Origin of the sequence: Paenibacillus sp. FSL H3-0457 (genome assembly GCF_037981725.1) — a bacterium.
In the GTDB taxonomy this organism is placed as follows: domain Bacteria; phylum Bacillota; class Bacilli; order Paenibacillales; family Paenibacillaceae; genus Paenibacillus; species Paenibacillus amylolyticus.
Genome location: NZ_CP150283.1, coordinates 5,959,955 through 5,974,811 on the forward strand (window position 1 = coordinate 5,959,955; position 14,857 = coordinate 5,974,811).

The 14,857-nt window shown below is 46.7% G+C and carries 15 protein-coding genes; 4 read left to right on the top strand and 11 right to left on the bottom strand.

The window, feature by feature from the left end; all coding sequences use genetic code 11:
• Positions 1 to 70: 70 nt before the first annotated feature.
• The 5 genes from MHH25_RS26470 to MHH25_RS26490 form a co-directional block, all read right to left on the bottom strand.
• The gene (locus MHH25_RS26470) at positions 71 to 769 is read right to left on the bottom strand and encodes an ABC transporter permease (protein WP_036668082.1); all 699 of its coding nucleotides are present in this window, start codon (positions 767 to 769) and stop codon (positions 71 to 73) included.
• Complete coding sequence (locus tag MHH25_RS26475; protein ID WP_340018550.1) at positions 762 to 1,685, bottom strand: ABC transporter ATP-binding protein; 924 nt, start codon at positions 1,683 to 1,685, stop codon at positions 762 to 764. The genes MHH25_RS26470 and MHH25_RS26475 overlap by 8 nt, the downstream gene beginning before the upstream one ends.
• A gap of 127 nt (positions 1,686 to 1,812) precedes the next feature.
• A complete protein-coding gene (locus tag MHH25_RS26480) occupies positions 1,813 to 2,745 on the bottom strand; it encodes a sensor histidine kinase (protein ID WP_340018551.1) in 933 nt (310 codons plus the stop codon).
• On the bottom strand, positions 2,742 to 3,458 hold the full coding sequence (locus MHH25_RS26485) for a response regulator transcription factor (protein WP_076253548.1): 717 nt from the start codon (positions 3,456 to 3,458) through the stop codon (positions 2,742 to 2,744). The genes MHH25_RS26480 and MHH25_RS26485 overlap by 4 nt, the downstream gene beginning before the upstream one ends.
• Positions 3,459 to 3,611: 153 nt before the next feature.
• Entirely contained in the window at positions 3,612 to 4,463 is an 852-nt protein-coding gene (locus MHH25_RS26490; RefSeq protein ID WP_211084441.1) for a DegV family protein, read from the bottom strand.
• Positions 4,464 to 4,768: 305 nt separating this feature from the next.
• Here MHH25_RS26490 and MHH25_RS26495 point away from each other — a divergent pair, with 305 nt between their 5' ends.
• The 4 genes from MHH25_RS26495 (at position 4,769) to MHH25_RS26510 (ending at position 8,107) form a co-directional block, all read left to right on the top strand.
• Positions 4,769 to 5,545, top strand: coding sequence for an ABC-2 family transporter protein (locus MHH25_RS26495; RefSeq protein WP_036606839.1), 777 nt, complete (start codon positions 4,769 to 4,771; stop codon positions 5,543 to 5,545).
• Complete coding sequence (locus MHH25_RS26500; protein WP_047841615.1) at positions 5,542 to 6,342, top strand: ABC-2 family transporter protein; 801 nt, start codon at positions 5,542 to 5,544, stop codon at positions 6,340 to 6,342. Before MHH25_RS26495 ends, MHH25_RS26500 begins: the two co-directional genes overlap by 4 nt.
• A 22-nt stretch (positions 6,343 to 6,364) precedes the next feature.
• A complete protein-coding gene (locus MHH25_RS26505; protein WP_340020552.1) occupies positions 6,365 to 7,333 on the top strand; it encodes an ATP-binding cassette domain-containing protein in 969 nt (322 codons plus the stop codon).
• A 96-nt stretch (positions 7,334 to 7,429) separates the two neighbouring features.
• Positions 7,430 to 8,107 carry a succinylglutamate desuccinylase/aspartoacylase family protein gene (locus tag MHH25_RS26510; protein ID WP_340018552.1) on the top strand — a complete coding sequence of 226 codons (678 nt, stop codon included), beginning with the start codon at positions 7,430 to 7,432 and terminating at the stop codon, positions 8,105 to 8,107.
• A gap of 86 nt (positions 8,108 to 8,193) precedes the next feature.
• On the opposite strand, the gene MHH25_RS26515 is transcribed toward MHH25_RS26510, so the two are convergent.
• From MHH25_RS26515 to MHH25_RS26540, 6 genes are all read right to left on the bottom strand, one after another.
• Positions 8,194 to 9,249 carry a serine hydrolase domain-containing protein gene (locus MHH25_RS26515; protein WP_340018553.1) on the bottom strand — a complete coding sequence of 352 codons (1,056 nt, stop codon included), beginning with the start codon at positions 9,247 to 9,249 and terminating at the stop codon, positions 8,194 to 8,196.
• 166 nt (positions 9,250 to 9,415) lie between these two features.
• Entirely contained in the window at positions 9,416 to 9,817 is a 402-nt protein-coding gene (locus tag MHH25_RS26520) for a MerR family transcriptional regulator (protein ID WP_036606833.1), read from the bottom strand.
• Between the two features lie 25 nt (positions 9,818 to 9,842).
• A complete protein-coding gene (locus tag MHH25_RS26525; protein ID WP_340018554.1) occupies positions 9,843 to 11,321 on the bottom strand; it encodes a lipase in 1,479 nt (492 codons plus the stop codon).
• Between the two features lie 84 nt (positions 11,322 to 11,405).
• On the bottom strand, positions 11,406 to 12,968 hold the full coding sequence (locus tag MHH25_RS26530) for a glycoside hydrolase family 32 protein (protein WP_340018555.1): 1,563 nt from the start codon (positions 12,966 to 12,968) through the stop codon (positions 11,406 to 11,408).
• Positions 12,969 to 13,010: 42 nt separating this feature from the next.
• The gene (locus MHH25_RS26535) at positions 13,011 to 13,838 is read right to left on the bottom strand and encodes a carbohydrate ABC transporter permease (RefSeq protein WP_340020553.1); all 828 of its coding nucleotides are present in this window, start codon (positions 13,836 to 13,838) and stop codon (positions 13,011 to 13,013) included.
• Positions 13,838 to 14,722: a sugar ABC transporter permease gene (locus MHH25_RS26540; protein ID WP_036606829.1), complete on the bottom strand. Its 885-nt coding sequence runs from the start codon at positions 14,720 to 14,722 to the stop codon at positions 13,838 to 13,840. Before MHH25_RS26540 ends, MHH25_RS26535 begins: the two co-directional genes overlap by 1 nt.
• Between the last annotated feature and the right edge of the window lie 135 nt (positions 14,723 to 14,857).

Below are 14,857 nucleotides of genomic sequence, written 5' to 3' on the forward strand. Positions count from 1 at the left end.
TATCCTATCCCTTGTACGAGCGGATGTCAATGGCATCTGAAGCCATACAGAGCATGGTTTTCCGAATGATTCAGTTCACATCTTTTGTCTCCAGACGAACCATGGACATCGAAGCAATCCATATCCCTATTGCTCCAAGGGTCAGAGGAATAATAATAAGAGAATGAATGGAAACTTCCGACCCGTTGAATCCGGAGCAGACAATCGAAACCAGCAAAATGGACGAGACCATTGTAGTTGTAACAGAATGCTTACGCATACCGAAGAATAGGGGAATGAGTGCCATACACGCAGCCGATAAAGAACTTATACTGTACTTCACCAGAAGTCCCAATATATCCCGATTCGTCAGTGATTCAGGAATGAAGGAGTAGAATTGATTAACAATCAACAATAGTGAGCCCATGAACAGATCGTTAACCATAATCATCACAAATGTAAAACCAAACACGATAATCAATTTGGCAGCGATGATTTTATGACGCTGGATGGGATAGGTGAACATGACGTTCATCGTTTTATTTCTATACTCACTGATCACCAGCTTGGATAATAAAGCCCCTGCAAATATGATAAAGGTCGCTCTCGCAAACGTATCGATAATCATAAAGGCGGTCTGGTAATCGGCATAGGCGTAATCTTCTGCTCCCACATCCACGAATCCAATCATGATCAGAAAAAGAAGAATGGCTATACTGGCAATACCTGCTCCTGCAAAATTACGTGCAAAACGGTGCTTCCGCATCTCAAGTCTGATTAGTTTAAGCAACGTCTTCATCCCCTTTCACAAGCTTCATGAAGTGTTCTTCCAGGGAATGAGCCCGTTTGGATATCGATTCGATCTCAATGCCGTGTTGGATCAGCTTGGTGTTCAGTTCCGATGGAATGATTCCCGGATCATAGATGCGTAACGTTTGGTCATCAACCAGTTTATAATTACTCAAACCAAGCTGGTGTTCAATGACATAGGTCGCTTTGCGGATATCCACCGCCTGTAACTCGATGTACTCATTTTGACTTCCACGAATGCTCTCCATCGATACTTCCTCCACCAAACGACCGCCGCGAATGACACCAACTGTGTCCGCAATCTGCTCTATCTCGCCAAGAATGTGACTGGAGACCAGCAGGGTAATGCGATACTCATTGCTAAGGCGCTTGAACAAATCTCGCATTTCCCGGATCCCTACAGGGTCCAATCCGTTGATCGGTTCATCCAGAATGAGCAGTTCTGGTGTGGTTATAAGTGCACGAGCCAGTCCCAGCCTTTGCTTCATGCCCAAGGAGAAATCCTTGACCGGTTTCTTGCCTGTATCCTTCAGCCCTACCATTTCCATCGTATTGTTGATGATTTTTTTGTTGTGAAACCCCATGTATTCACAGTGAAGTTCCAGATTTTCGCCAGCAGACAGTCTATCGTAGAAAAAAGGATATTCAATAATACTGCCCATTCGCTTCAGCACTTCATAGGAGGTCGGCGTTAGCTTCTCCCCAAACAGTTCTATCTCCCCTGTGGTTGGTTTGACGAGATTGGTGAGCATCTTCATGATGGTTGTTTTACCAGCACCATTCGGACCGAGGAATCCATAGATCTCACCTTGCTTAATATTCATATTGACGTTGGATACAACCTCCACCCCTTCATATACTTTAGTCACATCTATTGTTCGTGCGATATAATTCATCGTCCTTGTTCTCCTTTACGTCCCCTGTCCGGGTTCCTATATCTATATTGTAAAGAGAAAAGTCTTCTTTTTTATTAATCAAATCTTACAAAAACCTTAAGTCTGACCGGACACGCCAACGCAGGGTCTACCAAGCCTTTAAGGTAACCGAGAATACAGTCCGTTGATGTGGCACACTATGCAAGTGAATACTTCCACCCATCCGCTCAACTAGCCGTTTCGTAATGGTCAGACCCAGGCCACTGCCTTGATAGAGTCGATTACGGGAATCCTCCAGTGTATACATGCGTTCAAACACACGGCTATGCTCGCTCTCAGGAATCCCTTTTCCCTGATCCCAGATCTGTAACGTCACAGGTGCACCTATTGAATGATCAAGTGAAAGTCCCAGTACCTTACCCTCTGCTCCATATTTCATTCCATTGGTAATGAGATTATCCAGCACACGGTCCAATGCTTCTTCATTCGCTTGCACGAAGAGATCACCATCAGGTATCTCCAGCTCCACGTGCAACCCCAGATTCGTCAACATTTCATAAAAGGAAAGCATCTTCAACCGGCATAATTCACTTAAATTCACCCGACTAAGTACCAGTTCCGTATCTCCGGATTCCAGCTTCGCCAGATCAAAAAAGGAATGGATTAAACGCAGCACTTCCTGCGCCTTATCTTGTATTTTCTCCGTCATCATCTTCCGTTCCTGATCGGTCAATGATGGACTGTGCAGCAAGGTCTCACTATAGCCAAGCACTACCGTGAGTGGCGTTTTCAGATCATGCGAAATGTTGGAGAGCATATTACGCATCTCCTTCTCCTGGTTCGCATAACCGGCCTTAGCGCGGTGCGCATGATCCAGCAGCTGGTTCATGTCTTTCAAAAGCTGACTGACTTGGTCATCACTATTGAATACAAGTAAACGCTCAAAGGTGCCTTGATCCAGAATAGCGGATATTTTCTGATGAATATAAGACAGGTGTTGGGTGCGTTTCCGCAAGCTCATCCACAATCCAATGACGGTAATGGCCAAAATAGCTGTTGTACTGGCAAAAATCAGTGTCATCCCTGCTCCGCCTCCAGTTTATACCCGATGCCCCAGAGTGTCTTGATATACTGGGGAGCCGAAGGGTCTGCCTCCAGTTTCTCACGCAGACGACGCATATGTACGTTAATGATATTTTCGTCTCCATAATAATGATCGTTCCAGACGGAAGCGTAGATCTGAGCCTTGGTGAACACTTTGCCAGGATGGGTAACCAACAGCTTCAGAATTCCAAATTCCTTGGATGTCAGCTTGACGGGTGTACCTTCACGTTCCACCTCGTACGTCTCCATGTCAACTACGAGTCCTCCAATGTGAATACGTTGATCTTTAGCCACTTCAGCCACAGGCTGAGTCGTATAATTGGCGCGGCGAATCGCAGCTTTGATGCGGGCAGTCAGTTCGATTAACGAGAAAGGTTTGCTCAAGTAATCATCTGCACCGAAGCCCAGGCCTAATGCTTTGTCCACCTCCCCATCCTTCGCAGACAGAATGAGCACAGGTACCAGACTGACTGCCCGAATGGTTTGCAACACATCCATCCCACTTTTGCGGGGCAGCATCAGATCCAGAATAACCAGATCATACCCGGGTTGTGACTGGCTGAACTGACGTTCTGCCTCTAAGCCGTCATATGCATAAGTGACGTCGTAGCCCTCTTTTTCCAAGTATGGCCCGACCATCTCACTAATTGAACGATCATCTTCAACAAGCAACAAGCGGTGACTTAACACATGTTTCCCTCCCACATGAACAGTTTTCTTTATTACCTCACAGTTTGTTTGAATTGGCAATGACATACGAAAAAACCTGACAGGGTCACCACTTTGGTATAAAGTGTGTTTCCTGCCAGGTCTATGAGAGTTTATAGATGAGTGCTTATACGTCTAGTCTCTATATCCGTTCTCGCTGTGTATCCAGCACAGTCCAATGGTTCCTGCACCTGCATGGATACTTACCACAGGAATAAACGGCATGATTTCGGTCTTTAATTTAGGGAGCAGATTGGCAATCTGCTTCTTGATTGTAACAGCTTCTTCCTGATTGTTGGCATGCATAATGCACACATGCTTTACTTTCTCCATATCCAGCTTGAGCATATCCAGCATACGATCTTTTGTCCGCTTGAACGTGCGAATCTTCTCATTCACAACCACTTTTCCCTCTTCGAATCGAAGCAACAGGTGGATCTTGAGCAGTTGACTGATGATCAGCTGTGTGCCGGACACCCGGCCACTGCGGTGAAGATGTTGAAGACTGGCCGGTATGAGGTAAAAGGACATGTTATCAATCATCTGTTCAATGTTTACTTTGATCTCGGCAGCGGAACATCCCTGCTTCTGCCATTCCAGTCCTTGCATAATCATCTCACGGTGAGGATAGGCACCTGCCTTCGAATCAATTGCGGTCACCGTCACTCCTGCAATCTCTGCAGCCTGCATGGACGTATGCAGCGTTCCGCTAAGCTCTGTAGAGCAATGAATCGTAATAATCTCATCGTACTTGTCTTTGAGCGACTCATACAGTTCAATGAATTCGCCAATGGGTGGCTGCGAACTGCTCGCACGTGAAGCCTCCGCAAGTTTCTCATAGAACATTTCAGATGTAATGTCATCGGTTTCCCGGTAACATTCCTCTCCAAATAAGATGCGCAGCGGTACGATGTAGATATGATTTTGCTCCGCAAAAACGGGATCCAGTGTACTGGTACTATCGGTGACCCATGCAATTTTCTTCATGACATCCTTCTCTCTTGCCGGATTGTTCGTTCTGTATCTTCAATCGTCAAGCACAAGCCCGGCGGTTTATTTAAAATTTGAATATTTCACATTGTAAACGTTTGCGATACTACCTCTCAATTATAAATGAACGGACAGACTGTTGTCTTGTGGCGCAATCATGAACACCCCTGTTAATACCATTATTAGCTAAAAAAATGTCTTGCCTGTGAAGGAATAAATTGGTATGCTGTTGTCCTTCTCTCTTTTTCGCCTTGACTGAAGTGAACGGAAACGCCGTTCAATCCACTTATCGGAGGTGTCACATGCTTTATTTCACTCTGGCTTCCAAAGCCTACTCCCGGAATCTGCAATACCGCGGGGCACACATGGTACATAACTTGGCAAGCGCCATGTTTGGTTACATGTATGCCTGCCTCTGGATCGGCATCGGGGCCGACCATACTCTCGGAGAATATGGGACACAGGGAATGATCAGTTACATTGCGTTCACGCAATCCTCTCTCTGGATCTCGGGTTTTCTCACGAACGGATTGGGTATTCCCTTATCCGTCAGGACAGGGCAGATCGCACTGGATCTGATGAGGCCTGTTCATCTGTTCACCCACCTGATGGCACGCGAATGGGGGCAGATTGCCTACCAGTTCGTGTACAAAAGTATTCCGATCTACCTGCTCTTCTCCATTGTCTTTTCCCTGCATTGGCCCTCAGACGTTTCAACACTATTCTATGCCGCACTTGGTCTTGCCGGCGCCGCATACTTATCCATCTGTATGAACTACATCATTGGTGCTACGTCGATGTGGACCACGGAGTCCTCTTGGCTTCACTGGGGCAATCACGCGATGATGAATCTGCTGGCTGGTTTTTTCATTCCGCTGGAATGGCTACCGAACTGGCTTGAACAACTTGCCTGGATATCACCCTACCCTTTCCTGCTCTATGTACCTACCCGAATCTATCTTGGTTTCGAAGATGGCTCCTTGTTATGGGGAACCTTGCTTTGGTGTGTCTTTATGACGTTGATCTGTCTTGCCATCACCCAAGTGTTACGTCGTAAAGTGGAGGTACAAGGCGGATGAAGCGAACTTCCTGGTTCAATTTATATAAAATGCTCATTCGAACAAGCATCCGCAGTCGGATGCAATACAAGTTCAATTTCATCATGGCTTCCGTACTGGCTGCTTTAATTCAGATCTCCGAGTTTCTGATGGTTGCTCTCGTGCTGCACAAATTCGGAGCAATTAAAGGCTGGTCCCTCCATGAGATCGGTTATCTCTTTGCCATCATGACGTTATCCAAAACACTGTATCGAACGTTCGGAAACGAAGTTCATCATCTGGAAAAATATCTGGTTAATGGTGAGCTTGATCAACTGTTAACACGTCCCATGCCCGTATTGCTAGCACTGCTGCCGCAAAACTTCCGCATCATGGCTGGGGAAGTCCTGCAAGGCGGGTTCATTCTCTGCTGGTCAGTGGCAGGCATGATGCATAGCGGACAGATTGGCTGGATCGCCATTCCCTTCTCCCTGCTCATTATTCTGACGGGCGCAGTCATTCTCTTTTCCATCGGACTTGCTACCGCCACACTCGGATTCTGGACCACACGTATTGAGGAATTACAGACGATCACTGAAGATGCCGCACGAACGGCTGCCCAATATCCGCTAACGTTATATCCCAAATGGATGTCTGGCATTCTGCTAACGGTGATTCCCGTGGGATTCGTCAACTACATTCCGTCACTTTACCTGTTACGGGGTGAAGGAGGAGCGTGGATTCTTGTTGCTGTTGCGGCGGTTGCCGTACTAAGTTTGGCTGCAAGTCTGCGTTTCTGGCAATTTGGCATGACCAAATATCAAAGTACAGGTAGCTAAGGAGGCGAAACGAATCATGAACATGATCACAGCAAGGCATCTGCAAAAGGAATTCAAAACTCCTGTTATTCGCGAAGGACGTTTCTCAGGTCTACGTACGTTATTTTCACGTGAGTATGTGTCCAAGGAAGCGGTACGCGATATCAGTTTTGATATCGGCCCAGGGGAATTTGTGGGTTACATCGGTCCGAACGGGGCTGGCAAGTCTACCACGATCAAAATGCTGACAGGTATCCTGCACCCAACCTCGGGTGAGGTAAGGCTTGACGGTATGAACCCGCATCAGGACAGGCGCAGGACCGTTGGTCGACTGGGCGTTGTGTTTGGACAGCGCAGTCAGCTCTGGTGGGATCTGCCCGTGAAAGATTCATATGATATTCTAGCCGAGATGTACGGTGTCAGTGCCGAGGACAAAAAGAGACGGCTGTCCCAGTTCGCCGAGCTGCTGGACCTTGAATCGTTCTGGGCCACGCCTGTCCGCAAGCTCTCGCTTGGGCAACGCATGCGTGCCGATCTCGCAGCTTCCATGCTGCATGATCCCGAACTGCTTTTTCTCGATGAACCAACGATTGGACTGGATGTGAACGCAAAGCGGAACATTCGTCAATTTCTACGAACATTAAATGAAACGTTTGGCAAAACGATTTTGCTGACCACACATGACATGGACGACATTGAGCAGTTATGCAGCCGGGTCATGGTGATTAACCATGGTCAACTGACATATGACGGTACGATCTCGTCACTTCGCGAAACCATTGGACTACCTACGCTGATTCGGGTAACGTTCCGAGGAGAGTTCCACATCCCGGATGTTGTGTCGTCCGCGATACATATTACTGGAGTGGAAGGGCAAATCGTCACCGTCGAAGTGAACCGGAAGGAATGGAGTACAATGGACATTCTGAAACAGCTCGAGCACTGGGGTGAGATTGAAGATGTTGAGATGAAAGAACCCGATTTTGAAGATATCATTCATCGGGTGTATTAGTCGGCCCATTTTGTGAGGAAATAGGATGAAGACCTGTTCTTACGCCGTTACATGAAAGAGGGACATGGCGTACTGTAATAACGGAGGTGAAGCGTCATGCTTGTAATCAAACATGTCCTTCTAGCATCCACCGTACACGCTACTCCCTACTTCATTGTACGTGGCATGATGCCGGGACCCGTGATGTTCATTACATCCGGGGTTCACGGGAATGAAACGGCGAGTATGGCCGCTGCGCAAAAACTCGCAGATGATATTGCGACAGGTCGTCACGCCATTCAGCGAGGGCTGTTAATTATCGTGCCACGCGTGAACCAGCAAGCCTACGCAAAGAAAATCAGAGGCAAGCCAGATCTGAATCGTACGTTTCCACGCCGTATGTCAGGCAAGGCCAAGCATCCGCTCGCTGCGGCAGTTTTTCAGCTGGCGCGTGAACATCGGGCCGACTGGTGGGTTGATCTGCATGAAGCCAACGGCCTGTCTCAACTGAGTTCACGAGTGCTTGGACAGACGTTGATCACCAATCCCGGCAGTCAGACGATTCCAGCTTGCAGAAGAGTTATCGAACGGATGAATCGGTCGATTGCCATTCGTGATCGTCATTTTAACCTCAAGCAGCATGAATTGCCGGGATCTGCCCGTACAGCGGCTTCAAGACTATTACAAGCCCGTTCCGTCACAGTGGAGACCTGTTGGAGTCTGAAACGCTCGACCCGTATCAAGTATCAGATGAAGATTGTGCACCATTTTCTGCGTGAAGCGGGTATGTCATGATCAAGACCATTAAGATAGAACGAAAAAAACCTCCAACAGAGAGCGCCGAAGCACATCCTCAGGTGCTCTCTGTTCGTGGTGTTTTTTTATCTCTGCATCATGGCTTCCAGTATTTTATTACCCACAGGGTCCAGCGGCATAAGTGGATAAAGGTCTTTTTTAGTTATAAACTTGAATATCGCATCCAGATACTCATCCACAATAGAGGCTGATCCAAAACAATAATTGGACAATAATACGACGCCTATACTCTGTTCCTTATTTATAGCCAAATAACTGGAGAAACCAAATGTGCCACCGTTATGCCAGAGTATATTCTGATCTGAGATGTTATCACTGAACCAAGCGTAATGATGGGTTGAATCTCCAATCATCACAGACATATGACTTTGTTGTATTGCAGAGGCTGGCGGATGATCTTCATTCAGGTTGGCCTGTACAAATAAACACATATCGTGAAGAGATGACTTGATCGCCCCTGCGCCTTCATGTACACCCGTATCCCAGTGAGGCATCTTTTTCCCCGTTGACGTATGTCCGTCCACAAATCTGCCATTCTGTTCTGTATTCAGCATAGCTGCTGTCTCCGTCATGTTTAATGGACCTGTGATATATTTTTTCAGCAGATCGTCATATGTACTTCCTGATACTTTACATAGGATATAACCAAGTAAGCCCACGCCAGTATTGGAATACTCAAATGAACCCATCTGATCCGCAAAGTCAGCATCCGATAGAAAAGCAAGTAAATCATCTTCGGTATAATCTGAATACGGATTCAATCGGTTTTTCGTGGGGTTCAGATTTGTGGCAAGTCTAGGTAATCCAGAGGTATGCGTAGCAAGACTTTTTAAGGTAACCTTATTCAAATAATCGTTTTTACCGTTGTGTATGTACTTGCCAACCGTGTCATCCGCGGAAAGCTGCTGTTCACGTTCCAATTCTAACAGAAGGATCGATGTAAAAACTTTGGTTACAGAGCCGATTTCGAACAACCTGTGTTCAGGAGCAGCCACACTCTTCTTTTTGGGATTGCCCAATGAATGATATTCGATATCTCCCTTTGTAATGATGCCAATCTCAAGATGCAGATGTTTCTTTCCTTTGATGTAATCGGATACAAAACCTTGTAAATCCCTCATAGAAAATGTTACTCCTTTTGTGGTGTGAATTTCATTATTGAAATTATTGAAATCACGTTAACCACCATTATGTATTGGCAAACTAAACTATGTATTCTTTCTAAATCTCCGATTCCCTGCTCAATAGTCCACGCCTGTTTTCTGCTAAACAGGAAAAGAGCCGCGATTACGGCTCTTTCTTCTGCACCCTGAACGATTGAATATAATTGTCGATATCGTCCTCCGGTGTATGCAACAGTCGTGCCAGATTAATCTGCAGCTGTTCCAGATGGTCAATATGCTTCTGAATGTCAGTAATGCGTTCGCGTACAAGGGTTTTTAACGTTTCCTTTTCCATGTCTTCCTGACTGAGTAACTGTAACGTATCCTGTATTTCCTTTAGAGAGTAACCCAGCGACTGGGCATCCTTAATAAATTTAATCTTCACCAAATAATCCTCAGTATACACCCGGTATCCGTTGGAGGAACGACCGGGAGCGGGCAGAATCCCGCTGTCCTCATAATAACGGAGGGTTGCCATACTTACACCGGTACGCTTAGCCAGCTCTCCTCTTGTCATGGTTTCCATAGATACTCTCCATCCTTCTGCTGGGTTATTCCGCTTTTTGGTGACGTAGCTTGGTATACTTGGTATCATAAGTGGCCTCAGGGAATTTAGATGAAGGGCCTTGCAACAACGGCTGCTCCTCCCCCTTCAAATAACGGTCAAAGAATGCCAGCGCATAGGATCTGGTTATATCCACATTATGTTCTGGCGTCATGCCTCTGGCAAACATTTTCGGTGAAATTAACGAAATATCCGTAAAGCTTTGATGAAATAAATTCTCCACTGTCAGATAATAGGTATCATTAAGACTGTTTGACATCACCCGATCCAAATCAGGCTCAAACTCGGGATAAAATACTTTATCCTTGGCAGTGGCGTCCGGGTCCAGACTTTTGGCTGTCCCACCCGACATGATATACATAAACGGCTGTTTCAAGTCTGTTGTGGATACTTTACCCCAGAAACCGCCTTCCAAACTAAGTCCTGCTTTGAAACGGTCATCCTGAGCCAGCGCTTCCGCCGTGGTTGCACCGCCGTAGGAGTGACCCAAGATACCGACAGAATCCAGATCAAGCCTGCCTTCGAGCAATTGATTCGGATCATGTGAATTCCACTGTGTGAGAGTGTCCAGTACAAAGCTTGCATCCTCTGCACGAATACCTATACCTTTTATATTATATTGATATAGTTCTTTGGAGGTTGGGAAGTCAGGGTCCGGCTGATAAGAAGCGACATCGCCATCCGAGAATGTAACTTGTGCAGATGTATACGGATGGTCGATACCAACCACAATGTAGCCGTTGCTCACAAGTTCCTCAATCGCGGTCATACTTTGAAAGCGAGTAGAACGTATCCCTGGTGAAAACAGTAAAACAGGATACTTGCTCTGTGCGGCAGATACCTCGGCACCTTTAACAACATGCGTCGGAATCGTGTCAAGGTAACTGAATACCACTGGTGGAATACCAAATACCAGGCTGATCGCCTCTCCCAATTCGGCAGGATAATGCTCTAGCGGCAATCCTTTGGCTGTTTCCTGATCTACAGGATACCAGACATTGATCATGAGTTCCCGCTTGTCGCCCGGTTCAACCGATTTCGTTTCTTCCCGGGAATCATCCGTTAACTGCTGCGAAAAGGTTCCTATGGCAAATGAACCAGTCGATTCGGGCATCGTGAATGCAGGGAATAACGACGTCAACACCATTGTACCTGCACTAAGAGCCAGCACCAGAATGGATGCCAAAATGGTTTTGAACCACGATCGACGTTTCTGTTTCTGTGTATTCTGAATATTGCGCCGTGACTTCCATAATTGAACGGACAATACAATCAGTAAAACAAAGGCCACGATATAGGTAGGCATCAACTGCAAACGAAAATGATCCATTCCCCCATGCAAAAGGATAGCCAGTGCCAGTGCCGACAACGTACCGCCCCCCACTACCCGATGTTTGGGAGCCACCCAAATAACCACTGCGCTAATAACTGTCATGATTACCAAAATCCATTCTAAAATTCTCATTATTCAGCCTCCAATATTTCTTGATAAAAAAAGAATAAACCTTGAAGCATACTTCAAGGTCAAGGCTGTATTTTAGAAAAGATTTTATCGAGGAATTCGTAAATCCCATTTGCGAAGTTCGGTCAACGTGCACGTTCCGGACGAGAAAGCCTTAATACCTGTTGAGTTCGGCCCAGGATAGATCCGTCCTGTCATCACTTGCTCCCCCTGCTGAATGAACACCTCAATGGAGCTGACATCCATAAAGATATGAAGTTCCAGTTTCCCGTCAAGCAGTTCCACTGTTGCAGCTCGTTCTCCGCCCGGCCCTTGTCCGGCCTGCTCGCGATTCAAGCATAAACGCCGCTGCTCTACATCATAGGAAATCACGGTTTCTTCATCCTCACCCGTGCGCAGCTTTAACCCAAAGTGTTGTGCCTGTTCCGCTTCGAATACAGCATACAGTTCGTAACGGTCTCCACTGATTCCAAGATCAAAATCATGTTCATCACCATTTAAATGTATACCATACTGCTCGGTGCCTTCCGACCTGTACTGTATAAGTTCGGAAAGAGGCTGGAATATCAATCGTTCTCCCCTACGAATCAATTGTCTTGGCAACGTCATCGCTCCAGCCCAGGCATGGGACTGTTGTGTCGGGATTTCCGTTTCCCACGTATCCATCCAAGCCACCATGATTCGTCGTCCCTGTGCATCCTCCATCGTCTGAGGTGCGTAAAAGTCGAAGCCACAGTCCAACGGAACGTACTGCTCGTACTTCAACACACCCTGGTCTTCATCCAGCGTTCCCATCATATAAACGGTCGAATGCAAGTTGCGATAGTTATCTCCCTGAGCAGGCATGCGTTGCGGAGACATGATCAGAATATCTCGGCCATCCAGTGTGAACAGATCGGGACATTCCCAATTGTCGCCAAGCGTCCCGTCACTCTGGGCCATAATGTTGACATAACTCCAATCCAGCATGTCCGTTGAGCGGTATAACAGAATGACACCTTTGCCCGCAGCATCATTCGATCCAAGGACGCAATAGTACACACTGTTTCGTTCAAACACTTTTGGATCACGGAAGTCCTTCGTACTCGTATGCTCCGGAATCTGATCCAGCCGAATGACCGGATTCATCGTGCTTTTGACAAAATCAATCCCATTGTCCGAGACAGCGATATTCTGTGTCTGCAAGTAATCGTTATCCTTGTCAGGTCCAGTCACGACATGTCCCGTGTACATCAGCACCAACTTGCCATCCTGCACGATTGCACTTCCGGAGAAACAGCCTCCACTGTCGTAGCTCTGATCGGGCGCCAGTGCAACAGGCAGGTAAGACCACGTAACCAAATCACGGCTCACCGCATGGCCCCAGTGCATCGGCCCCCATACCGGTTCATAGGGATAATGCTGATAGAACAAATGATACATCCCACCGAAGTATATGAACCCGTTGGGATCATTCATCCAGCCCACCTCTGGCATCAAATGATAGGCCATTCGATAGGTTGGATCAACCTGATGTCGATGCTCCTTGATATATGCGTTGGCCCGGGCGAGTGTATACCTCTCCTTTGTTTGAGCCGAAGAACTCGTCAGTCCAAGGTCTGTCTCTTGCCTTGTGTCTATTTCCTGCTTCTCGTGTCGTTCCTGGTTCATATGTCCTTCACTCCTGTCTCTCTCTATATCACCCGACTGAACTTATTTGATTGCCCCTTGCATGACCCCCTGAATAATGTACTTCTGCGCAAACAGATAAACGATCAGGACAGGTAGCAGGGTCAACACCAGACCAGCCATCAATGGACCGTAATCCACTGTATATGTCCCATAAAAATAAAACGTGGACAACGGCAGCGTACGCTGCTCGGATGAAGTCAGTACTAGAGAAGGCAGCAAAAAATCATTCCATATCCACAATACATTCAGCACGCTAATCGTTACGGTTGTTGGCAGTAACACTGGCAGTACGATACGGAAAAAGGTCTGCACTCTGCCGCAGCCATCCATTAGAGCCGCTTCTTCAAGCTCCAGGGGAATACTTTTGATAAAGCCATGGTAGATAAATACGGCGAGCGGACTGCCAAAGCCAATATACATGTAGATCAGCGACCACTTGTTATCCAGCAGGCTGAGCGAGCCGTATATTTTAACCAATGGAATCATAATGGCCTGGAACGGAATAATCATCGCAGCTACCATCAGGAAAAAGAGATACTGATTCACCTTGCTTTTGTGACGAACAAAGTAATGGGCTGTCATCGCCGCAAAAAGAGCAATCTGTAATACACCTGCAATGGTAATGAGCAACGAATTGCTGAATGCGGATACATATCCCATTTTGTCAAACGCATTGACGTAATTATCGAATTGAAAGGAGCTTGGCAAGCCCAGCGGATCGGAGGTAATTGCCTGGTTAGCCTTGAACGAATTGACGATTAGAAGCACAAACGGAAATACAAACAAAATCATCACAATGATTAATGCAATAAACTTCATCCAGTTGAGAATGCGCGATTGTCCAGCCATCATGCCTCGACCTCCAGTTTTTTGCTGAAATAGACCTGGAGCAATGTAATGGCGGCTACAAGGATAAACAGAACAAAGGCTTCTGCCTGACCCAATCCGTAGTCACGAGCAAGAAAGGCCTGCTCATAAACATGCATGGATACCATCTCTGTGCTCTTGAAGGGCCCGCCACTGGTCAAAGAGACGTTCAGATCATACACCATGAATCCCCGTTGCAGTGACAAAAAGATGCATACAATAAACGAAGGAACCATCAGTGGCAATACAATGCGCGCCAGCATTTTGCGATTACTTGCCCCATCAATACTGGCTGCCTCCATAACATCCTTCGGCACATTCATCAGTCCTGCAATGTAGATAACCATCATATAACCGGCATACTGCCAAACGGTCACCACAACGAGAGCCCAGAACGCTTTATCCGGATCAGCTAACCAAGAGGTGGAGAACAGCGTGAGATTCATTTTTTGTCCTGCAAAGACGAGTACCTGATTAAAAATAAACTGCCAGATGAAACCAAGCACGATTCCACCCACCAGATTTGGCAGGAAAAATCCAGCCCGAAACCAGCCCTGTGCCTTCATTCCCCGAGTTACAACGTAAGCGAGCAGGAAGGCAACCGCATTGGTCAGCACAACGGTAATAAATACGTACTCCAGCGTCATCCCAAATGATTTCCAGAACACGGTGTCCTTGAACACACCGATGTAATTATCCCAGCCAACAAAGTTTTGATCGATGGCAATGCCATCCCAGTTCGTAAACGTCAAATAAATACCATACAAAAATGGAATAATCATCACCGTAGCAAACGCAAATAATGTCGGGCCAGTAAAGATCAGGCGGGTGCGCAGACGTGTCCATAATCCTTTTTCGGTCAGCATTGTCAACCTCCACTCTATCCAAATGATTAGCCTGGCGGTTATACCGGAAACAAGTCGAACAGACCTCGTGTGGAAGCTGTATGTTCACCATCTCCGGCGTACCGCAAGTCTCTCTCTATGTGCTGCACAGGGCTA